Raw genomic sequence first — 21,073 nt, forward strand, 5'->3', positions numbered from 1 at the left:
CGGGCTCACCCCCGCGTCGCGCTGATCTCGCGAAGCCGCCAACCGGCCTCCGTCCTGACCACCAGGACGGAGGCCGGTTCGTCGTCCGCCCCGGTGGCCGACAACAGCACCGTGTCACCGAGTCGGTGCATGACACTCCGGAGCGACACGACGTCGACCTGTCGGGCAGATGTGCCGGGGTCGGCCGTGTAGGCGGCGTCCGCACGGGACAACGGCGATCCGAGCTGATCCGTATCGGCGAAGCACGACTCGGTCGGTTCCCGGAGACAACCTCGACGAGCGACGAGTAAAGCGTCGGCCGCGGGGACGGGGTCGTCACCCAGGATGGCCTGCGTCGTCACGCTGTCGTCGGATGACGACGACTCCGTCGCCGACACATCCGTAGCCGAAGTCGCCTTCGCCGAGTCCGACGACGATCCCGCCACCGTGTCGTGGCCATCCCCCGGCGACGTCACCACCTCGGGGCCGATCCCGTGCGCCGACCCGTCTCCGGTCGACGCCGTCTCGACCGACGGACCCACGATGGCGAGAGCCGCGACGAGCGAGGCGCTCATGATCCCGCCGAGAGCCCAGTAGCGCGGTCGGACCCGACGGACGGCTTCCACGGTCCCTGCCCAGGAGGCCTCGCGGATGATGACGCTCACCCGCTCGAGGACGGCCGACTCGGGCATCATGGCGAGCCAGGTCGGCGTCTCGGACGTGGCCGCCATCGTGGGCCGGGCCCGTTCCAGCTCGTCGGTCTCGTCCTCGAAGGACCCGGTCGGGGCCGTCTCGAGGGGAAGAGGTGTCGCCAGGTCGGAGACGAACTCGACGAGGTCGTCGAAGGATGCGCCCTCCCGCCCGGTCAGGGCGACCTCGTGATCGACGAACGCGAGGACGGTCTCGACCAGGTCCCGGGCGGCCCCCTCGGCCGGACGACCACCGGGACGCGGTGAGGAGATCACCGGAGCGCCCTCCTCGTCGATCACCACGTCATCGAGACCGGTACCGGTCGCATCGATGCCGCGATGCGACAGATGCTGCAGGGCTCCGAGGAGCGGGAGCAGCACCGTCACGGCCTCGCCCACGTCGATCGACCCACGCAACGCCAACCATCTCGGGAGAGGCGTCCCGGCGGGCCCGTCGAGCTCGAGCTCGATCGGGGTCGGCCAGTCGTCCGCACGGTCGGACGGATCGTCCCGGACATCGATCAAGACGGCGACGTGCCGGTGCCGGGCCACAGCCAGCGCGCACGCGACGGCTCGACCGGGGGCCCCGGGAAGAACGTGCCGGTGCGTCTCTCTCATGTCGACACCGTGCCGTGTCGAGGCCCCGGCGGTGCCGATCGGAGCAGGGCTCCAGAGTCGATCCGCTCAGAGCAGACTCGTGGAGGACTCATACCCGCGTCGAACCCCGTATCCTAGGTCGCATGGCACGCCGCACGTCTCCGGAGAACACGTCCCCGAAACCGCCCAAGGAACCGGGCCGTTTCAAGCAGATGTGGCAGGTCTTCCAGATGACCCGCCGCGCCGACAACCGCGCGTTGCCGTACATGCTGCTGGCCCTGCTGCTCCCCGTGCTGGCCGGCGTCGTCGCGGCCCTCCTGCTGTCCGACGGCAACGTCCTGGCGCTGATCCTCTACATCGTCGTCGGTGTCATGCTCGGCATCCTCCTGTTGCTGATCGTGTTGGGGCGCCGCGCCGAGCGAGCCGCTTACTCGCAGATCGCGGGTCAGCCGGGTGCCGTCGGCGCCGTCATGAAGAGCGGCCTCCGCCGTTCGTGGCGCGCCAGCGAGATGCCCGTCGCCGTGCAGGGTCGCACCCAGGCCGCCATCTACCGTGCCGTCGGTCGCGGCGGAGTCGTGCTCATCGCCGAGGGCGGCGCCGCTCAGACCAAGCGCCTCGTCGACGAAGAGCGCCGCAAGGTGACCCGCATCCTGCCGAACGTCCCGGTCACGGTCCTGCACGTCGGTCCCGACCCGGACGCCATCCCGCTGCACAAGCTGTCGTCGCGCATGAACAAGATCAAGTCGGCGATCAACCGCAACGAGGTCCTCGCGGTCAGCAACCGTCTCCAGTCGCTCGGTCAGGGCGGGCTGCCGATCCCCAAGGGTGTCGACCCGTTCAAGGTGCGCGCCGGCCGACCCCGCTGAGTCGAGAGGACCCGGCCGACAGGACTCGGCTGAGACCTGGGCCGCGGTCGCTCAGACGCGGACGAGAACCGTCCCGGCGAGGCGATCGTGCAGACCGCGCTCATCCGCATCCCACACGACGGCCGGGATGACGATGCAGATCAGCAGCGTCCGGACGACGGGTCGCCAGAACCCGATGTAGCCCCCGGCCATCGGCACGACCCGGAGTCGCAGGATCAGATGACCCACGCCTCCCCCGGCCGTGATGAGCAGGACGATCTGCATCACGGCGAACACCCCGAGGGTGGCGAGGCCGTCGGCCGAGAAGAACGCCAGGCCGATCACGTAGGCGATGGCCCAGTCGATGACGAGCGCGGCGATGCGTCGCCCGAGGCGGCCGATCGACCTGGGCCCGCTCTGCGGGAGGCCCAGACGTTGACCGGGCCAGGCCTGCCACCCTTCGTCTGACGAGGTGGGACGGGGCGGCATGCGGTCGGACATGGTGTCCAGACTATCTTTCGGGCGCACCCGTAACATGCCGGAAACATTGGGGACACTGCGGCGAAACCCTCCGTCAATAGCCTCGGTGCTGGGTGCGTTCCGCATCCGATCCGTTCCAAGCCCATTGGAGAGACATCCCGTATGTTCAGTGATTCTTCCGAGGTGCTGAAGTTCATCAAGGACACCGACGTCAAGTTCCTTGATATCCGCTTCACCGACCTTCCCGGTGTGCAGCAGCACTTCAACATCCCCGCCTCCACGGTCGACGAGGACTTCTTCTCCGTCGGACAGCTCTTCGACGGATCGTCCATCCGCGGTTTCGCCTCGATCCACGAGTCGGACATGCAGCTCATCCCCGATGTCACGACCGGCTACGTCGACCCCTTCCGGGTCGAGCGCACGCTCATCCTCGTCTTCGACATCTTCAACCCGCGCAACGGCGAGCTCTACAGCCGTGACCCGCGCCAGGTGGCCAAGAAGGCCGAGAAGTACCTCGCCTCGACCGGCATCGCCGACACCGCGTTCTTCGCTCCCGAGGCCGAGTTCTACATCTTCGACGACGTCCGCTACGAGGTGAAGCAGAACTCGAGCTTCTTCTCCGTCGACAGCGAAGAGGGCGCCTGGAACACGGGCCGCGTCGAGGAAGGCGGCAACCTCGCCAACAAGACGCCGTACAAGGGCGGGTACTTCCCCGTCAGCCCCGTCGACAAGACGGCCGACCTCCGTGACGACATCAGCCTCAAGCTGATCGACGCCGGGCTCATCCTCGAGCGCTCCCACCACGAGGTCGGCACCGGCGGGCAGCAGGAGATCAACTACCGCTTCGACACGATGGTGCACGCGGCCGACGACATCCTGAAGTTCAAGTACATCGTCAAGAACACCGCCGAGCAGTGGGGCAAGGTCGCGACCTTCATGCCCAAGCCGCTCTTCGGCGACAACGGCTCCGGCATGCACACGCACCAGTCCCTCTGGAACGACGGCAAGCCGCTGTTCTACGACGAGAACGGCTACGGCGGACTGTCCGACATCGCCCGTTGGTACATCGGCGGTCTGCTCAAGCACGCTCCCGCCGTGCTCGCGTTCACGAACCCGACGATCAACTCGTACCACCGGCTGATCCCGGGCTTCGAGGCACCCGTCAACCTCGTCTACTCGGCCGGCAACCGCTCGGCGTCGATCCGCATCCCGATCACGGGCACGAACCCCAAGGCCAAGCGCATCGAGTTCCGTGCGCCCGACGCCTCGGGCAACCCGTACCTCGCCTTCGCCGCGCAGCTCATGGCGGGCCTCGACGGTATCCAGAACCGCATCGAGCCGCACGAGCCCGTCGACAAGGACCTGTACGAGCTTCCCCCCGAGGAGGCGAAGAGCATCCCCCAGGTGCCCTCGTCGCTCGAGGAAGCACTGAAGGCGCTCGAGGCCGACCACGAGTTCCTGACCAAGGGCAACGTGTTCACCGAGGACCTCATCGAGACCTGGATCGCCTACAAGCGCGAGAAGGAGATCCTCCCCCTCGCGCAGCGTCCGCACCCGTTCGAGTACGAGATGTACTTCTCGGTCTGACCCGCGCCTCCTGACGTCTCGGTGGCATCGCCACCGGTCGTCACGGCAGAAGCCCCGCACCTCGAGAGGTGCGGGGCTTCGTCGTGACCCGATGATCCGATCGGGTCAGGCCGGGATCGGCGTCGGTGCCAGCACCTGCCGACGAGCCGGCGTCGTCCGACCGCCGAGGGCCCGGACCTCCCAGCCCGCGTTCGACCAGACGGTCGCATCGAGGGCGTTGCGGGCATCGATCACCACGGGGTTGCCCGCCAACACGGCGAGGGCACGCGGCTCGGCGGCGACGAACTGCGGCCACTCCGTGAGGAGGAGCACCACGTCGGCGTCCGAGACGGCCTCCTCGACCGTGTCGGCAAACGACAGGGTCGGGAAGCTCCGCTGGGCCGTCTGCGTCGCCTCCGGGTCGACGACGAGTACCTGTGCGCCGCGCAGGTGCAGGGCCGCCGCGACGTTCAGCGCCGGAGAGTCGCGCACGTCGTCGGTGTGCGGCTTGAACGCGGCACCGAGCACGGCGATGCGGCGGTTGAGCACCGACCCGCCGCACGCGTCGATCGCCTGGTCGATGACGCGCTGACGCTGGGCCATGTTGATCTCGTCGACCTGCTGCATGAGACCCACCGCGCGATGCGCGCCCAGCTCGTTGGCGCGGTACATGAGTGCGCGGATGTCCTTCGGGAGGCATCCCCCGCCGAAGCCGAGTCCGGCGTTCAGGAACTTGCGGCCGATACGGTCGTCGAAGCCGAGGGCGTCGGCCAGCGTGCTGACGTCGGCGCCGGCGGCCTCGCACAACTCGCTGATCGCGTTGATGAACGAGATCTTCGTCGCGAGGAAGGCGTTCGCGCTGACCTTGACGAGCTCGGCCGTCGGCAGGTCGCACGAGATGACGGGGGTGCCGGTCGAGATCGGCTCGGCGTAGACCTCCCGGAGGATCGACTCCGTGCGGCTGTCCGTGCCGCCGAAGACGATCCGATCGGGGCGGAGGGTGTCCTCGACCGCATGGCCCTCGCGCAGGAACTCGGGGTTCCAGACGACGTCGGCCTTGATCCCGGTCGGCAGGGCGGCCGCCACGATCTCGCGGAGCCGTGCCGCCGTACCCACGGGAACGGTCGACTTGCCGACGATGAGCCCGTCGTGACTGAGCGAGCGGGCCACGGCACGCGTGGCCTCCTCGACGTAGCTGAGGTTCGCCGCGTGGCTTCCCCGCCGCTGCGGCGTGCCGACGCAGATGAAGTGCACATCGGACAGCGCCACGGCTTCGGCGAGGTCGGTGGTGAACAGCAGACGGCCCGACGAGACGTGCTTGACGATCAGCTCGGGCAGCCCCGGCTCGAAGAACGGCACACGGCCTTCGGCCAGCGCCGCGACCTTGGTCGGGTCGGTGTCGACGCCGATGACGTCGAAGCCCATCTCCGCCATGGCGGCGGCGTGCGTCGCGCCCAGATAGCCGGTGCCGATGACGCTGATCCGTGGCTTCATCGACGTGGTGTCGAACTCGCCGGCGTCCGTCGGCTCGGAGGTGGAGGTGTCGTCGTGGGTCATGATGCGCTCCTTGCGGTGAGGGATGCGGTGGGAGTGAGAAATCGAGGAGGCACGGTGCGGCTCGCGATCACGGCTGCCGCCGCAGGGAGAAGCCCGTGTCCGTCCTCGCGATGCCGGCCGTGAAGGCATCGATGGAGTCCTGTCGCGAGACGATGCGCCAGTCGTTCGTCAGGTAGGAGCCCGACGAGACGGTCGTGGCCGTCAGGTTGAACCAGGCGAAGCCGATGATGTCGGCGTTCTTCGGATCGGCCAGGGTGTCGAACAGGGAGGCGATCCACTTCGGCTTCTGCGCTTGGGCGACCGAGCCGAGTTCGGCGGCACCGATCTCGGCGAGGAGGATCGGCTTGTGCGTGATCTGCCTCAGGTAGCCGAGGGTCTTGCCGAACGTGCCGTCGAAGTCGCCCGGCTGCTGGGTCTCGGGGCTGCTGCGCAGGTAGCCGGTCATGCCCACCCAGTCGACGTACTCGTCACCCGGGTAGAGACTCTTCGTGTACTCCAGCGTGCGATTGGCGGTGGGAACACCCTCGGCGCGGGTCGGAGCCCAGACCCAGGCCACGAGGTCGTTCGCCCCGCGGTCGGCGAAGATATCGTGCACGTGCTGCCACATCTTCACGTAGTCGCCCTTGGCGTTGTTGTTGACGCCCTCGTCCCACGGGTACCAGTTGCCGTTCATCTCGTGGTTCAAGCGGATGGCCAGCGGCAGTCCGTTCGCCACGATGGCGTCTGCGTAGCGCGTGAGGTAGTCGTCGAAGGCACCGTCGATGATCTTGCCGAGCTCGTAATCGGGCTCGGTGACCTGCGAGTTGCTCGCCGAGATGGGACGCGACTCCCAGGTCAGCAGAGACAGGTCGCCCTTGGCCCAGGCCCGGTTCACGGCGGCCGGGTTGAAGTCCTGGTCCCATCCCTGGAAGTAGCCGGCGAGGTTCGGCTGCGCCTTGACCTTCTGGCTCACGTCGTCGAACTCCGACCAGCTGAACGGCGACTGCGTCGTGTAGAGCCCGAAGTAGCGGGACGTCGGATTGACGATCTGGGCCTTCGTGGGTGCCGTGATCGTGACGGGGCCGGTCGTGCCCCCGGTCGACCCCGTCTTGCCCGGCGAGACGCTGCCCGAACCACCGGTGGCGCCCTTGGCCGCCGATCCCGCGGCACCGGCTGCGTTCGAGCCGCTCCCGGAGCCCGCGGCGTTCTCGAGGGCCGAGACGGAGGCCTGGGCGGACGCGAGCTGCGCCTTGGCCTCGGTCAGCTGGGCCTCCGACGACCAGGCCTTCTGCTGGACCTCGGCGAGAGCGGTCTTGCTCGCGGTCAGCTGCGTCTTGGCGGACAGGAGCTGGTCGAGCAGGGCCGACCGGTCGGCCTTGAGCGTGGCGATGTCGGTGGTCGTCGGGGCACCCACCGCCTGCTGGACGGCAGTGCGGACGGCGTTCTCGCTCGGCGAGACCCAGATCAGCCACGTGATCATGGCCAGGAGGACGGCGATGGCGGTCGCACCGAGCGCGGTGCGGCGTGCGTTGCCCTTCGACGTCGCCCACCACACGCCTGAGTGCACGTGCAGCGGCGTGACGAAGTTCTGACTCGATTCAGACAATGAAGAAGACCTCCAGGGCGAGGATCGCGAAACCGATCAGGTACGGGAATCCGGCTTTCGGGTTGAGGCGACGGCGTGTCGGCGTCGGGGCGACGGCGATCGACGAGGAGACGGGCACCGGCTGCGCGGTCGTCTCGGCTACCGTCTGCTCCGACTCCGTGGCGAGGGCGGCGCGCCGGCTGCGCACCAGCACGGCTCCGGCCTCGTCGGTGTCGTCGGAGGACGACCCGGACACGCTCGACCCCGTCGAGAAGTCGAACAGGGTGTCGACGCCCGTGTCGACGCCGTCTCGGAACTCGCGTTCCAGCACGTCGAGGGGTGTCTCCTCGGCAACCTGCTCGACGGCGGCCTGGTACTGGTCGTTCACCGCGCCTCCGGCGTACGCACCGGCTCGGGTGCCCCAACCACTGGCGTGGCCCATCCGGAAGAAGCCGATGACGCGGATCGGCATGAGGAAGAACGTCGACACGATGATGAAGACGGGCAGTCGGAAGAAGTCGGACGGCTTCTCGGCCAGGTGTCGCATCTGTCGGATGGCCATGCTGAGCACCGACGACAGGACCATCAACAGGATGATGCTCAGCAGGCCGGTCGAGACCCCGTACTCGTCGAGGATCCCCTGGTAGAGGTTGATCCCCGTGCCCGTGATGCCGCGGTAGATCCAGCCGCCGATCACGCCCATCAGCATGAACGGCAGGACGATGTCCATCGCGAAGAAGAACGCGAGCATCGGCGCGTGGCCGAGCATCCAGGGCATCATGCGGAACGTGTTGTATTGACTGCCGCGAGCCCAGCGCAGCTGCTGCTTGAACAGCTTCTTCACCTGGAGGGGCGCGTCGGTGTAGACGAGGCTCGTGTGCTGATAGACGGTGCGGTAGCCCTCTTTGAGCGTGAGGTTCGTGAGGGTGCGGTCGTCGCTGACCTCGAGGAAGACGCCCATGAACTTCTCGGTCATGAACCGGTCCATGACCCGGACGAGGATCTCGCGGCGGAACGCGATCGTGCGACCCGGCAGGCAGCCGATCTGACCGAGCACGCTCTGGGCCGGCATCGAGTACAGCGCCCGGGAGTTCTCGAGCCAGTCGGCCCAGCGGGTGATCCAGCTGCGCTCCGGCTCGAGGATGCGCTGACGGGTCGTGACACCGCCGATGTTGGCCTCGGCGAACGGCCGCACGAGCTCGGACAGGGTGCCCGGCGTCCAGACGGTGTCGGAATCGACCAGCACGGTGATGTCGCCCGTGCTCAGCTCGGTGCCGATCATGACCGCGTTGCGCTTGCCGGGGATCGGCGTGTGCACCCAGCGGACGAGCGGCCCGAACTCCTCGCAGACCGCGGCGAGCTCGGCGTTGGGCTTGCCGTTGATGACGACGATGATCTCGCCGGGGCCTTGCTCGACCATGCGACCGATGACGTCGCGGAACAGGTCGAGGGGTTCGTCGACGACGGGGACCACGACGCTCGTCGTGCCGGTGTACTCGCCGGTGAAGGGGCGGTAGCGCCGGGAGAGGACGACCTTGATGACCCAGAGGACCCAGATGAACGCCGAGTACACCGCGAACAGATAGAGCTCGGGATGTCCGCCGAGCATGGAACGGATTTGCAGGATGAACGTCAACACGATGTCCGCCTCAGGGAGGTGAAAGGGGGTGGCTTCCGCAGCGATGAGGAACTGGTCTATCGGGTTGAGACGAGTCTGAGGCAGCCGTCAGGCCGCTTTCAAGTCGTCACCCCTTCGGGGGCGATGGCGCCACCTGCCGGGGTACGAACGTGTCCTCCCGGTGCTGTCGGACAAAGTGCCGACGGCGCCGCTCGGCGACGGGAGGCCGACGTCATCGGTCCCATTCGGCGTCAACTGAGTATTTTCATAACAAATTTGCAGGCTGCTGTTTTACCTGGTCAGACCGCTTTCTAGATCGGTCAGAGGAACTGTGGATGGGCGCGGTCGAGCAGAGGGCTTGACGGGATCGCGCCACGGGTTCGCCCCCGAGCCGGACATGCTCGCGAAACCTGACCGACATCTAGCGCGGGGTACAGTAACCCGAATCGGGGTACAGCTTCATCACCCCAAAAAACTTTTCGCATCACCCGCCCGAGATCGACGACCCGGGCGTGTCGCCCGCCGTCACCCTCCCCGGGCGCGGGATCAGACCGAGGGGTCCGGTGCGTCCTGGACACCGTAGAAGCGGTGCTCGAACGTCGCGCGCGCCCGGCGCGTAGCGGCCAGGTAGTCCTCCTCGACCCGGGAGGCGGACCCCGGCGGGTACTCCATCAACCGGGCCACCGCCTCCAACTGGGGTCGGTCCGTGGGCAGGACGTCGCTCGTGCGGGCCGTCCAGAGGACGAGTGCCGATCGTGCCCGCGATGAGATCAGCCAGGCGTCGCGCAGGCGCTCGGCGTCGTCGGCGGAGACGAGGCCCGCGGTGACCCCGGCGTCCAGGGCCTCGAGCGTCGACGTGGTCCGCAGCCCCGGCATGGCGTGCGCGTGCTGGAGTTGGAGCAACTGCACGAACCACTCCACGTCGCTCAACGATCCGCGCCCGAGCTTCAGATGACGTGACGGATCGGCCCCCTTCGGCAGGCGTTCCGCCTCGACCCTGGCCTTGATGCGCTTGACCTCGCGGACCTCCTGATCGGACAACGAGGCCGGGTAGCGGACCTCGTCCGCGAGGGACATGAAATCGTCGAGGAGGCGCGGGTCACCTGCCACGGGCCGGGCCCGGAGCAGGGACTGGGCCTCCCACGTCAGCGACCACCGGTCGTAGTAGGCACGATACGACGCGAGCGACCGCACCACCGGGCCGTTCTTGCCCTCCGGACGGAGTCCGGCATCGAGGTCGAGCGGCACGAGCGCGTCGGACGTCACTCGGTTCATCGCGGCGACCACCCCGAGTGCCCGCTGATGCGCCGTCGGATCGTCGCCGTCCGCCCGGTACACGTAGAGGACATCCGCGTCGGACCCGAAGCCGAGCTCCTGGCCGCCGTAGCGGCCCATGGCGATGACGGCGAACTCGAGGTCGCCGGCCGTGCGCCGCGCGAGGCCGAGCGCACCCGTGACGGCGGCCGTCGTCACGGCCGTGAGTCCTCGTGCGAGCTCGTCGATGTCGAGCACCCCGAGGATGCCCCCGATGGCGAGCCGCAGGATCTCGCGACGGCGAGCCTGACGCAGGACGGCCGCGGCGGAGTCGACGTTGTCGTGCCGTGCCAGGGTGGCGCGCGTCTCGTCGAGGAGGGTCGCCAGCGGGCGCGCCCGGAGGTCGACGTCGTTCTCGAACCACGCGGCGGCCTCGGGGATGCGCTCGAGCAGGTCACCGGCGAATCGGGAGGACGACAGGACGGCCGTCAACCGGTGGGCGGCCCCCGACGAGTCCCGCAGCATGCGCAGGAACCAGTACGACTCCCCCAGCCCCTCGCTCAGACGGCGGAAGGCGAGCAGGCCCTGGTCGGGATCCGTGCCGTCGGCGAACCACTGCATCATCACCGGCAGCAGGTGACGCTGGATGCTGGCTCGGCGCGAGACGCCGGAGGTCAGGGCGGCGATGTGCCCGAGAGCCCCTCGGGGGTTCGCGAAGCCGATCGCGGCGAGGCGGGCAGCCGCCTGGTCGGAGCTGAGGCCGAGCTCCTCTTCGGGGCGTGCCGCGACGGCCGACAACAGGGGCCGGTAGAACAACCGCTCGTGGAGGCGGCGCACGCGCCCCTTGATCTGGCGCCAAAGCTCGACGAGATCGCCTGCGGACCCCGCCAGACCCGACGAGCGAGCCAGCACCCGGAGGTCGTTCTCGTCGATCGGCATGAGATGCGTCCGGCGCAGCCGGGTCAGCTGGATGCGGTGCTCCAGGAGGCGCAGGACGCGGTAGTCGTGGTCGAACTCGGCCGCCTCGACGCGGCCGACGTAACCGCGTCTCGCCAAGGCAGCCAGCGCCTCCAGCGTGGCTCGCTGCCGCACGCCCTCGTCGGCCTGCCCGTGCACGAGCTGCAGCAGCTGGATCGTGAACTCGACGTCGCGCAGGCCGCCGGGGCCGAGCTTGATCTGCCGATCGACCTCGTCGGCGGGCAACAGGTCGGTCACCCGCTCGCGCATGCGCTGGACGGACTCGACGAAGTTCTCGCGGGAGGCGGCGACCCAGACGAGCGGCGACAGCCGGTCGACGTAGGCGCGCCCGAGATCGGGATCGCCGGCGACCGGCCGTGCCTTCAAGAGCGCCTGGAACTCCCAGCCCTTCGCCCAGCGCTCGTAATAGGCGACGTGCGACTCGAGAGTCCGCACCAGGGCGCCGTCCTTGCCCTCGGGACGGAGATTCGCGTCGACCTCCCACAGTCCGTCCTCGGCGGCCATCTCGGAGACGGTCCGGGCCGCGTGCATGGCGAGTCGGGTCGCGATCTCGACGGCTCGGCCGTTCTCCAGCCCCTCCGCGCCCTCGGCGACATAGACCACGTCGACGTCGCTGAGGTAGTTGAGCTCTCGGGCCCCGGTCTTGCCCATCGCGATGACCGCCAGCCGGGTGCGCGCGACATCGGCGTCGGGGAAGGCGACCTCGCGTCGAGCGACGTCGAGTCCGGCCTCGAGGGCGGCGCCGGCCAGATCGGCCAACGCGGCAGCCACCGTGTCGAACGAGGCGACCGGGTCGGCCGACTCGAGGTCGAACGCCGCGAGGCGGAGCAGATGCCGGCGGTACCGGACGCGGAGCGCCACGCGCGCCCGATCGTCGACGAGACCGGCGACGGCGTCGAGCAGGTCGGCGGTGTACTGCTCGGGCGACCACGGTGCGTCGAGGGGGTCGAGAAGACTCCGGAGTTCGGCCGGACGCCGCACCAGGAACTCGCCGAGACCCGACGACGCCCCGAGCACGCGGAGCAGGCGCGGCATGGCGCCGTCGCCGTGCTCGATCAGGGCGAGGACGGCCTCGCGATCGCGCTCGAGGAGGCGGTCGAGCAGGAACAGCGCCCCGTCGGGATCACCGCAGACCGCGAAGGAGGCGACACTCGCCTCGAGACCGGGCGTCGCCGCCACGAGGCGATCCAGTCGCTCGCGGCTCGAGCCGAGCTCGGCGAAACCCAGCCGCGCCAGATCGGAGAGACCGGAGACGGAGCGGGGCATCGACGAGCGGCTCGGCTAGAGGATCTCGAGGTTGGAACGGAGCTCGTACGGCGTCACCTGGGCGCGGTACTCCTTCCACTCCTGACGCTTGTTGAGCAGGACGTAGTTGAACACCTGCTCACCGAGCGTCTCGGCGACGAGCTCGCTGTTCTCCATGATCGACAACGCGTGGTCGAGGCTCGCGGGCAGCTGGTTGTAGCCGAGGGCGCGGCGCTCGGCGTCGGTGAGGCCCCAGACGTTGTCCTCGGCCTCGGCCGGCAGTTCGTAGCCCTCCTCGATGCCCTTGAGACCCGCGGCCAACATCAGCGAGAACGCCAGGTACGGGTTGGCCGCCGAGTCGATGGCGCGGTACTCGACGCGGCTCGACTGACCCTTGTTCGGCTTGTAGAGCGGCACGCGCACGAGGGCGCTGCGGTTGTTGTGGCCCCACGTGACGAAGCTCGGGGCCTCGTCGCCACCCCAGAGTCGCTTGTAGCTGTTGACGAACTGGTTCGTGACGGCCGTGATCTCGGGGGCGTGACGCAGCAGGCCGGCGATGAACTGCCGCCCGGTCTTCGACAGCTGGTACTGGGCACCGGCCTCGTAGAACGCGTTCGAGTCGCCCTCGAACAGCGACATGTGCGTGTGCATGCCCGAACCGGGGTGACCCGACATGGGCTTAGGCATGAACGTCGCGTAGACGCCCTGCTCGATGGCGACCTCTTTGATCACCGTGCGGAACGTCATGATGTTGTCGGCCGTCGTGAGCGCGTCGGCATAGCGCAGGTCGATCTCGTTCTGGCCGGGGCCCGCCTCGTGGTGGCTGAACTCGACCGAGATGCCGAGGTCTTCGAGCATGCGGACGGAACGACGACGGAAGTCGTGCGCCGTGCCCCCGGGCACGTTGTCGAAGTAGCCGGCCGAGTCGACGGGCTGGGGGCCGGCCTCGCCCACCTGGGCGCTCTTCAGCAGATAGAACTCGACCTCGGGGTGCGTGTAGAACGTGAAGCCCATCTCGCCGGCTCGCGCCAGGGTGCGCTTGAGCACGTTGCGGGGGTCGGCGACGGCGGGCTGGCCGTCGGGCGTCGTGATGTCGCAGAACATCCGCGCCGTCGGGTCGATCTCGCCGCGCCACGGGAGGATCTGGAAGGTCGTGGGATCGGGGTGGGCCAGCACGTCGGCCTCGAACGACCGGGTGAGGCCCTCGATGGCCGAGCCGTCGAATCCGAGCCCCTCGGCGAACGCACCCTCGACCTCGGCCGGGGCGATCGCGACCGACTTCAGCGTGCCGATCACATCGGTGAACCAAAGGCGGATGAACTTGATGCCACGCTCTTCGATCGTGCGAAGAACGAAGTCTCTCTGCTTGTCCATTCAAGGCCTTTCTGCTCCGCCACTACGCTAGTGGACATGCCTCGACTTCGCTTGGCGCTCGCCCAGACCAACCCCGTCGTCGGGGATCTCGCCGGCAACTCCGCCCAGATCGTCGAGGCTGCGAGGCGTGCCCGAGACGCGGGCGCCGACCTCGTCGCCGCCGGCGAGATGGCCCTGACCGGCTACCCGATCGAGGACCTCGCGTCGCGACCCAGCTTCCTCCAGGCGAGCCGCCGGGCCGTCGAGGCCCTCGCCGTCACCCTCGCCGACGAGGGTCTCGGTGATCTCCCGGTCGTGGTGGGGCACGCCGACGGTCCGTTCGAGCCGCGCCTGCTCGGCACGAGCAACGCGCCGACCGCCATCGCGAAGAACTGCGCGAGCGTGCTGCAGGGCGGTCGCGTCGTGACCACCACGGCGAAGTACCACCTGCCGAACTACTCGGTCTTCGACGAGTACCGCGTGTTCATCCCCGGTGACGACCTGCTGGTCGTGCGCGTCCGCGGGGTCGACGTCGCACTCATCATCTGCGAGGACCTCTGGCGCGACGGCGGCCCCGTCGAGCGCGTGCTCAAGGCGGACGCGGGTCTCCTGCTGGTGGTCAACGCGAGCCCCTTCGTCGCGGACAAGGACGAGGTCCGCCTCCCACTCGTGACGCGCCGCGCGGTCGAGAACGACACGCTCGTCGCCTACGTCAACATCGTCGGCGGACAGGACGACCTCGTGTTCGACGGCGACAGCGTCGTCGTCGACGGAGCCGGCACGATCCTGGCCCGGGCACCCCAGTTCGACGAGCACCTGCTCGTCGTCGACCTGGAGCCGGAGGCGGCCACCGACAGCGAACTCCCCGAGGGCATCCGACGGGTCGACCTCGACACCGCAGGCGTCGTCGACGACGCCACCCGCACCTCCTCGGCCGTCGACCCCGACGTGGCGGTGCTGCCGGACGACCACGAGCAGCTGTGGAACGCGTTGGTGCTCGGCACCCGCGACTACGTCCGGAAGAACGGCTTCCGCAGCGTGATCCTCGGCCTGTCGGGCGGTATCGACTCGGCCGTCTGCGCGGCGATCGCCGCCGACGCCCTCGGCGCATCGTCCGTGTACGGCGTGTCCATGCCGAGCCAGTGGTCGTCCGACCACTCCCGGAGCGACGCCGACGACGTCGCGGAGCGGATCGGCGTGGTCTACTCGACCGAGCCCATCGCCGACCTCGTCACGCCGTTCGAGACGCAGCTCGGACTGACCGGTCTCGCGGCCGAGAACATCCAGGCCCGGGCACGCGCGCTCATCCTGATGGGGCTGAGCAACCTGCACGGACACCTCGTGTTGACGACGGGCAACAAGACCGAGTTGTCGGTCGGCTATTCGACCATCTACGGCGACTCGGTCGGCGGGTTCGCCCCGATCAAGGACGTGCCGAAGACGATGGTGTGGGAGCTCGCGCGGTGGCGGAACGCCTTCGCCGAGTCGCGCGGCGAGACGGCGCCCATCCCCGAGAACTCCATCACGAAACCACCGTCGGCGGAGCTCCGCCCGGGGCAGGAGGACCAGGACACGCTGCCTCCGTACGAGACGCTCGACGGCATCCTCGAGCTCTACGTGACGCAGGCCCTCGGTGTCGACGACATCGTCGCGCAGGGTTATGACCGCGACACGGTCGACGAGGTCACCCGACTGGTCGACCGCTCGGAGTGGAAGCGCCGCCAGGGCGCCATCGGGCCGAAGATCTCGGGGATGGCGTTCGGCCGCGACCGCCGACTCCCGATCACGTATCGGCCTACGGTCGTCTGACGCGCGGGCTTCGCGCGAACCGACGAGGCTCAGTCGTCGGCGGCGTCCTCGGCGTCGAGTCGTGCGTTGCGCGCCTTGATCGTCTCGAGCGCCTGCTCGGCCTCGGCGCGCGTGGCGTACGGACCGGCCCGATCGACGGCCGGCGACTGCTTGCCCTCTTCCACCTCGTGGGTGACGATGTTGTACCAGAACTCGGTTGACATGAGGTCTCCTGTGGGGGTGTTCGGCCTGTCCGGCCCGATGCCGGAGAGGGGTGCGGGCGGGGAGCTCGGGCTCCCCCTAAGCTGGATCTTATGCCCCGGGACACTCACGGCCATCTGACCCCGGGCCGGATCTCAGCGCAGCGTCCGGTCCCCCCGACCATCCCGCGTCCCGAGTACGTCGGCAAGGCCGCACCGTCTCCGTCCGACGCCGGGGACGTCTACGACGGCGAGACGATCGAGCTCATCCGCGAGAGTGGACGCATCGCCTCCCAGGCCATCGACGCCGTCGAGGCGGCGATCGCGCCGGGTGTGACGACCGACGAGCTCGACCGCATCGCCCACGAGTTCGTGGTGGCCCATGGCGCCTACCCCTCGACCCTCGGCTATCGCGGCTACCCGAAGTCGGTCTGCACGTCGGTGAACGAGGTGATCTGCCACGGCATCCCCGACGACACGACGCTCGTCGAGGGCGACCTGATCAACATCGACATCACCGCGTTCAAGAACGGCGTGCACGGCGATCTCAACCGCACCTTCGTCGTGGGCGAGGCCCCGATCGAGACCACCGACCTGGTGGAACGCACCCGAGAGGCACTCCGACGGGGCATCAAGGCCGTCGCGCCCGGCCGTCAGGTGAACGTCATCGGCCGTGCCATCGAGTCGTACGCCAAGCGATTCGGCTACGGCGTCGTCCGCGACTACACCGGGCACGGCGTCGGTCGTGCGTTCCATTCGGGTCTGATCATCCCCCACTACGACGCTCCGCAGTACGACGACGTCATGGAGGTCGGCATGGTCTTCACGATCGAGCCGATGCTGACACTCGGCGGCATCGAGGCCGACATCTGGTCGGACGACTGGACGGTCACGACCCGTGACAAGAGCCTCACGGCCCAGTTCGAGCACACCCTGGTCGTCACCGAACGCGGTGCCGACATCCTCACGCTCTCCTAGAAGGGACTCCCCCATGGCGCACAAGGCAGTGGGAATCGACATCGGCGGCACCGGCATCAAGGGGGCGATCGTCGACATCGAGTCGGGTGAGCTCCTGACGGATCGAATCAAGAAGCCGACGCCCGAGGGCGGCGAGCCCGACGACATCGTCGCCGTCGTCAAGTCCATCGTGGACGAGTTGGGTGCGGACGACGGCGACCTGGCCGTGGGCGTGTGCTTCCCCGCCGCGATCATGGACGGCAAGACCCTGTCCGCCGCCAACGTCTCGAAGAAGTGGATCGGCTTCGAGGCCGAGAAACTCTTCGAGACGACACTCGGCCGTTCGATCCACTTCGTCAACGACGCGGATGCCGCGGGCTACGCCGAGGTCAAGTACGGCGCGGCCAAGGGGGTGCCGGGGCTCGTGATCATGACGACGCTCGGCACGGGAATCGGGACGGCCCTCATCAACGACGGCGTGCTGATCGTCAACGCCGAGCTGGGGCACCTCGAGATCGAGGGCAAGGACTACGAGACCAAGGCCGCCTACGCCGCGAAAGAGCGCGACGACCTGAGCTGGAAGCACTGGGCCAAGCGGCTGCAGAAGTACTACTCGCGTCTCGAGGCGCTGCTCTACCCGCGCTTGATCATCGTCGGTGGCGGGGTCTCGAAGCACTACGACGAGTTCTTGCCGCTGCTCGACCTGCGCGCCGAGATCGTGCCGGCCAAGCTGCGCAACAACGCCGGCATCCTCGGGGCGGCCGCACTCGCTGCCGAGAGCAAGCCTGCCGAGAGCAAGTCCGCCGGGAGCAACTCCGCCGACTGATCGAAGGCGAACGCCGAAACGGCGCCGCCCGGTAGGGTCGGCGCCGTCTCGGCATTCGCGGGTTGTCATGACGACGATGGGGCGATTGGGCCGGCTGCTACGCCGGGTTCTGTCTCGATGCTCACGCACCGTGGACGGCCATCTATCTCGGAACGACGTTGCCGCCGCTCTCTAGCGGTCTACCCGAAGGCTCGGCGAGCAGCCTCGACGCCTTCTGTCTGACCTTGCTCCGGGCGAGGTTTACATAGCCGGCCGGTCACCCGAGCCGCTGGTGGTCTCTTACACCGCCGTTTCACCCTTACCCCGACGCCCACCCGGAGGCGGTCGTCGTGGCGGTCTGCTTTCTGTTGCACTTTCTCGCGGGTTGCCCCGGGTGGGTGTTACCCACCGCCCTGCTCTGTGGAGCCCGGACGTTCCTCGGCGCCGTCGGGCGAACCCGACGACGACGCGACCGTCTTGCCGACCCAATCGCGAACGCAAGCCTACCGGGTCGCGGGGCCGCGCCTCCGGAGCGGGGTCGACCGGGTGTCAGATACCCGACTCGTCCGTGCGCACGAGGATCGCGTCGCTGTCGGGGCAGAGCAGGACGTCGTAGACGGAGGCGGAGCGCACGGCGGCGAGATCGCTGCCGGTCAGGGCGACGCCGCTGGCACTCGAGACTCCCGCGCGCAGTAGCGAGGCGCCGACGCCGTAGCGCTCGCGCTGACGCTCGTACAGGGCGAGCAGGTCGGCGGGCACCTTCGCTGCGATGGTCTCGCGGTCGGCCAGGATCTGGGCGCGCTCGGCGTCGATCGAGGCGAGCGACTCGTCGCGGGTCGCGGCCGCCGAGGAGGCACGCCCCCCGAGATCGTCCAGCTCGCCCTGGGTGGTGGTCGCCACGGCACCGAGGCTCTCGACACGTTCCATCACCTCGAGCTCCATGTCTTCGAGGTCGCCCTGACGCTTGGCCAACGCCGTCAGCTCGCCCTCGAGCGCCTGCACGTCCTTGACCGACGACGTCGACGCGAGACGCTGCTGATCCCGCTTCACGCGCGCCTCGACCACGGCGACGTCGGACTCGATGCGCTTCAGCTCGGCCTGCGCGTCCTCCCAGGCGCCCTGCTCGGACGCGAGGCGACTGCGCAGCCGCGAGCCGTCACCGTCGATGGCGGCGAGCACGGCGATCTCGGGCAGGTTCTTGGCCCGGTGCGCCAGCTGCTGCAGGTTCGTGTCGAGGGTCTGCAGATCGAGCAGCAGGGCCTGGTCGGCGGGGCTTGCTTGCAGGGGCATGGGTTCCATTCAGATCGGAGGGGTGGGGCGCGATGTGCCTACTGGACGATCGCGAAGTCCCAGGGGTCGGTGCGGAGATCGCTGAGCGTGATCTCGACGTCGTGCAGACGCTGGCGGAGTTGCGCGGCGGCCGTGTCGAGCCACAGCCACTCGCTCGCCCAGTGCGAGATGTCGAGCAGGGCGGGACCGCGTCCGAGCAGCGACAGCTCGCGTGCATCGGAGGCAGGGTGATGACGGAGGTCGCTCGTGATGTACGCGTCGGCCGAGGTCACGGCGGGGTCGTCGAGCAGCGAGTCGCCCGCCCCGGCGCAGAGCGCGACGGTCTCGATCACGCGATCGGCGGCACCCGCCGCACGGACACCGGATGCCGTCGGCGGCAGGACGTCGCCGAGGAGGCGCGCGAGGGCGACCAGCGTCATCGGCTGCGGGAGCCTCCCGACGATGCCGAGCCCGGTCGTCGGTGTCCGGCCCTCGTCGATGGGCCGTTGATCGACGAGGCCGAGCTGGTGGGCGAGCACGCGCGAGGTGCCCGTTTCGACGGCGTCGGCGTTCGTGTGGGCCGCGACCAGAGCGGCACCCCCGCGGATCAGCCGAGCGATGACGGCACCCTTCGAGGTGTCCTCGGCGACGGTCGTCGCCCCGCGGAACAGCAGCGGGTGGTGCGACAGCACGAGATCGGCGCCCATGCCCAGGGCCTCGTCGACCGTGTCGAGCACGGTGTCGACGACGAGGTGCAGATGGGTGACCGGGTGCTCGGGGTCACCGACCACGACGCCCGGAGAGTCCCACGACGAGGCACCCGAGAGGGGCCAGAGTTCTTCGATGACGGCGTTGACCGAGGCGAGCGTGGACACCCCGTCAGCTTAGTCGCGAGGCGTCGCGACCCGGGAGGCGCTACGGAGTCCCGTGATCAACACGGCGACGACGAACGACACGGCCGCCGCCGCGATCACGCCGAACACGACGCCGAGCGGCGTCGAGACACCCGAGAAGCCCACGAGGCGGACGAGGTAGCCCTGCCAGGCGAAGGACGCGAGCGGTGAGACGAGCACGCCGCACCCCACCACGGATCCGAGGACGACCCCGACGACGACCGCGATCGGCCCCCGGCGGGCGACGCGCTCGGCGTCGCTGGGCCGCGAGGCCACGGCTTGCAGGGCCGCGAGGCCGGCCAGTGCCGCCGCGAGCGGCACGGCCACGGTCGCCAGAACCGCCGAGCCGACACCGGAGACACCCGCGAGGGCAAGGACGACCGCCAGGAGGACGATCGCGCCGGCGGCGGCCGCCGAGAGCACGAGGAGGCGCGGTGCCGGGATCCGAGCCGGCGCCTCGTCGGTCACGGTCACGGTCGCGGTCTGCGGCGTGCCCGCCGTGACGGGAACGTCGGTCACGCCGGGCTCGCCGAGTTCGCCAGGCACGTCTTCGTTCGGCGCGACGATGTCGACGGGGGCTGCGGCCGCCGTGTCGGCGGGTGCCGATGACGTGTCGGGGAGCGCGTGCGCGACCGGCGTGGCGTCGTCGACCCGCGCCTCCGGGGTGACGTCGGCGACGGGCCGGGCCGCGGCGGACTGTACCGGGACGATCCCTGTGAAGCGCAGTCGCGTCTGTTCGAGGGCCGTCGCGGCCTCGGCGGAGTCGATACGGCTGATCTCGTTCTCCCACGAGGCGAAGCGGGCGGCCTCCTCGGCACGGAGACTCAGCTGAGCCTGGACGACGGCGAGCAGATCGACGGCCGCGGTGTCGTCGAAGCGGCGCTCGATGATGCGGACGAGGTCGTCGTCGTCGAGCGTCAACCGCTCGGGTGGCTGCGGGAGCGACGGGTCGACGGCCGCCGGGAAGACGGGGAGGGTGATGGCCGACGTGTCGGTGGAGTGCCGCGCGGCACTGGCGGGACGCGGCTCGGTGGCGTCGTTCGCGATGACCTCGACGGGCTCGACGTCGGCGCGGTGCGACGGGACGGAGGCCGGACGCGGGCTCGACGCGGGGGCGGGGATGAGCTCGGGGGCAGGTTCGCTCGCCGCGGACTCGGCGGGCGTGTCGCCGTCGAGGTGCCGCTCGAGCGGGGGCGCGGAGGCGATGAGGGTGTCGGTCACGGGGTGGTGCTCCTGCTCGTCCGACGGGGCGCTGAGCTCGATCGGGTCGTCGTCGGGCGCCGAGAAGGTGGCGCGGTGACGGATCGGCGCGACCTCCTCGGCGGGGGCGTCGACCGCCACGGCCTGGAGGGTGTCTCGATCGGTCATGCTCGGATGTTAAGCCGAAGACGACGGGTTCTCGGGGCAACTCGCCGGGATGACCTGGACTTATGGCC

The 21,073-nt window shown here is 69.1% G+C and carries 16 protein-coding genes and 1 other RNA gene; 5 read left to right on the plus strand and 12 right to left on the minus strand.

Annotated features, from left to right (window positions below; all coding sequences use genetic code 11):
* Positions 1 to 5: 5 nt before the first annotated feature.
* On the minus strand, positions 6 to 1,286 hold the full coding sequence (locus tag ACPEEZ_RS08050; protein ID WP_423917240.1) for a hypothetical protein: 1,281 nt from the start codon (positions 1,284 to 1,286) through the stop codon (positions 6 to 8).
* A 122-nt stretch (positions 1,287 to 1,408) separates the two neighbouring features.
* On the opposite strand from ACPEEZ_RS08050, the gene ACPEEZ_RS08055 reads away from it, so the two are divergent.
* Positions 1,409 to 2,131 (plus strand): DUF4191 family protein, encoded by a 723-nt coding sequence (locus ACPEEZ_RS08055; RefSeq protein WP_423917243.1) that lies wholly within the window; start codon positions 1,409 to 1,411, stop codon positions 2,129 to 2,131.
* Between the two features lie 51 nt (positions 2,132 to 2,182).
* Here the strand turns inward: ACPEEZ_RS08055 and ACPEEZ_RS08060 are convergent, their stop codons facing one another.
* Positions 2,183 to 2,611 (minus strand): RDD family protein, encoded by a 429-nt coding sequence (locus ACPEEZ_RS08060; protein ID WP_423917246.1) that lies wholly within the window; start codon positions 2,609 to 2,611, stop codon positions 2,183 to 2,185.
* Positions 2,612 to 2,752: 141 nt separating this feature from the next.
* Here ACPEEZ_RS08060 and glnA point away from each other — a divergent pair, with 141 nt between their 5' ends.
* Entirely contained in the window at positions 2,753 to 4,177 is a 1,425-nt protein-coding gene (gene glnA / locus ACPEEZ_RS08065) for a type I glutamate--ammonia ligase (RefSeq protein ID WP_423917249.1), read from the plus strand.
* Between the two features lie 105 nt (positions 4,178 to 4,282).
* Here the strand turns inward: glnA and ACPEEZ_RS08070 are convergent, their stop codons facing one another.
* From ACPEEZ_RS08070 to ACPEEZ_RS08090, 5 genes are all read right to left on the minus strand, one after another.
* Positions 4,283 to 5,650, minus strand: coding sequence for a UDP-glucose dehydrogenase family protein (locus ACPEEZ_RS08070; protein WP_423924215.1), 1,368 nt, complete (start codon positions 5,648 to 5,650; stop codon positions 4,283 to 4,285).
* 130 nt (positions 5,651 to 5,780) lie between these two features.
* On the minus strand, positions 5,781 to 7,298 hold the full coding sequence (locus ACPEEZ_RS08075; RefSeq protein ID WP_423917252.1) for a glycosyl hydrolase: 1,518 nt from the start codon (positions 7,296 to 7,298) through the stop codon (positions 5,781 to 5,783).
* The gene (locus tag ACPEEZ_RS08080; RefSeq protein WP_423924216.1) at positions 7,291 to 8,886 is read right to left on the minus strand and encodes a glycosyltransferase family 2 protein; all 1,596 of its coding nucleotides are present in this window, start codon (positions 8,884 to 8,886) and stop codon (positions 7,291 to 7,293) included. Before ACPEEZ_RS08080 ends, ACPEEZ_RS08075 begins: the two co-directional genes overlap by 8 nt.
* Before the next feature lie 555 nt (positions 8,887 to 9,441).
* The gene (locus ACPEEZ_RS08085; protein WP_423917255.1) at positions 9,442 to 12,393 is read right to left on the minus strand and encodes a bifunctional [glutamine synthetase] adenylyltransferase/[glutamine synthetase]-adenylyl-L-tyrosine phosphorylase; all 2,952 of its coding nucleotides are present in this window, start codon (positions 12,391 to 12,393) and stop codon (positions 9,442 to 9,444) included.
* 15 nt (positions 12,394 to 12,408) lie between these two features.
* Entirely contained in the window at positions 12,409 to 13,746 is a 1,338-nt protein-coding gene (locus ACPEEZ_RS08090; protein ID WP_423917258.1) for a glutamine synthetase family protein, read from the minus strand.
* A gap of 36 nt (positions 13,747 to 13,782) precedes the next feature.
* Here ACPEEZ_RS08090 and ACPEEZ_RS08095 point away from each other — a divergent pair, with 36 nt between their 5' ends.
* Positions 13,783 to 15,534, plus strand: a complete 1,752-nt coding sequence (locus ACPEEZ_RS08095) for an NAD+ synthase (protein WP_423917260.1) — start codon at positions 13,783 to 13,785, stop codon at positions 15,532 to 15,534.
* A 29-nt stretch (positions 15,535 to 15,563) separates the two neighbouring features.
* On the opposite strand, the gene ACPEEZ_RS08100 is transcribed toward ACPEEZ_RS08095, so the two are convergent.
* Positions 15,564 to 15,737 carry an SPOR domain-containing protein gene (locus ACPEEZ_RS08100; RefSeq protein ID WP_423917262.1) on the minus strand — a complete coding sequence of 58 codons (174 nt, stop codon included), beginning with the start codon at positions 15,735 to 15,737 and terminating at the stop codon, positions 15,564 to 15,566.
* Between the two features lie 90 nt (positions 15,738 to 15,827).
* Between ACPEEZ_RS08100 and map the strand changes: the two genes are divergently transcribed.
* Both map and ppgK read left to right on the plus strand, forming a co-directional pair.
* Positions 15,828 to 16,691, plus strand: coding sequence for a type I methionyl aminopeptidase (gene map, locus ACPEEZ_RS08105; RefSeq protein WP_423917265.1), 864 nt, complete (start codon positions 15,828 to 15,830; stop codon positions 16,689 to 16,691).
* 13 nt (positions 16,692 to 16,704) lie between these two features.
* Entirely contained in the window at positions 16,705 to 17,496 is a 792-nt protein-coding gene (gene ppgK / locus ACPEEZ_RS08110; protein ID WP_423917268.1) for a polyphosphate--glucose phosphotransferase, read from the plus strand.
* Between the two features lie 82 nt (positions 17,497 to 17,578).
* Here ppgK and rnpB read toward each other — a convergent pair.
* The 4 genes from rnpB to ACPEEZ_RS08130 all read right to left on the minus strand — a co-directional run bounded on the left by rnpB (position 17,579) and on the right by ACPEEZ_RS08130 (position 21,005).
* Positions 17,579 to 17,963: RNase P RNA component class A (gene rnpB / locus ACPEEZ_RS08115), an RNA gene on the minus strand.
* Between the two features lie 61 nt (positions 17,964 to 18,024).
* A complete protein-coding gene (locus tag ACPEEZ_RS08120; RefSeq protein ID WP_423917271.1) occupies positions 18,025 to 18,765 on the minus strand; it encodes a zinc ribbon domain-containing protein in 741 nt (246 codons plus the stop codon).
* Positions 18,766 to 18,803: 38 nt separating this feature from the next.
* Complete coding sequence (locus tag ACPEEZ_RS08125; RefSeq protein WP_423917274.1) at positions 18,804 to 19,619, minus strand: Nif3-like dinuclear metal center hexameric protein; 816 nt, start codon at positions 19,617 to 19,619, stop codon at positions 18,804 to 18,806.
* Positions 19,620 to 19,628: 9 nt separating this feature from the next.
* Positions 19,629 to 21,005 carry a hypothetical protein gene (locus ACPEEZ_RS08130; protein ID WP_423917277.1) on the minus strand — a complete coding sequence of 459 codons (1,377 nt, stop codon included), beginning with the start codon at positions 21,003 to 21,005 and terminating at the stop codon, positions 19,629 to 19,631.
* Positions 21,006 to 21,073 lie beyond the last annotated feature (68 nt).

Source organism: Frigoribacterium sp. 2-23 (assembly GCF_049601585.1).
GTDB lineage: Bacteria > Actinomycetota > Actinomycetes > Actinomycetales > Microbacteriaceae > Frigoribacterium.

Excerpts from the sequence above, each read along its gene's own strand:
- glnA (WP_423917249.1), top strand. The coding sequence starts at position 2,753 with ATGTTCAGTGATTCTTCCGAGGTGCTGAAGTTCATCAAGGACACCGAC.
- ACPEEZ_RS08070 (WP_423924215.1), bottom strand. The coding sequence starts at position 5,650 with ATGAAGCCACGGATCAGCGTCATCGGCACCGGCTATCTGGGCGCGACG.
- ACPEEZ_RS08095 (WP_423917260.1), top strand. The coding sequence starts at position 13,783 with ATGCCTCGACTTCGCTTGGCGCTCGCCCAGACCAACCCCGTCGTCGGG.
- ACPEEZ_RS08080 (WP_423924216.1), bottom strand. The coding sequence starts at position 8,886 with ATGCTCGGCGGACATCCCGAGCTCTATCTGTTCGCGGTGTACTCGGCG.
- ACPEEZ_RS08060 (WP_423917246.1), bottom strand. The coding sequence starts at position 2,611 with ATGTCCGACCGCATGCCGCCCCGTCCCACCTCGTCAGACGAAGGGTGG.
- ACPEEZ_RS08085 (WP_423917255.1), bottom strand. The coding sequence starts at position 12,393 with ATGCCCCGCTCCGTCTCCGGTCTCTCCGATCTGGCGCGGCTGGGTTTC.
- ACPEEZ_RS08050 (WP_423917240.1), bottom strand. The coding sequence starts at position 1,286 with ATGAGAGAGACGCACCGGCACGTTCTTCCCGGGGCCCCCGGTCGAGCC.
- ACPEEZ_RS08090 (WP_423917258.1), bottom strand. The coding sequence starts at position 13,746 with ATGGACAAGCAGAGAGACTTCGTTCTTCGCACGATCGAAGAGCGTGGC.
- map (WP_423917265.1), top strand. The coding sequence starts at position 15,828 with ATGCCCCGGGACACTCACGGCCATCTGACCCCGGGCCGGATCTCAGCG.
- ppgK (WP_423917268.1), top strand. The coding sequence starts at position 16,705 with ATGGCGCACAAGGCAGTGGGAATCGACATCGGCGGCACCGGCATCAAG.
- ACPEEZ_RS08100 (WP_423917262.1), bottom strand. The coding sequence starts at position 15,737 with ATGTCAACCGAGTTCTGGTACAACATCGTCACCCACGAGGTGGAAGAG.
- ACPEEZ_RS08055 (WP_423917243.1), top strand. The coding sequence starts at position 1,409 with ATGGCACGCCGCACGTCTCCGGAGAACACGTCCCCGAAACCGCCCAAG.
- ACPEEZ_RS08130 (WP_423917277.1), bottom strand. The coding sequence starts at position 21,005 with ATGACCGATCGAGACACCCTCCAGGCCGTGGCGGTCGACGCCCCCGCC.
- ACPEEZ_RS08120 (WP_423917271.1), bottom strand. The coding sequence starts at position 18,765 with ATGCCCCTGCAAGCAAGCCCCGCCGACCAGGCCCTGCTGCTCGATCTG.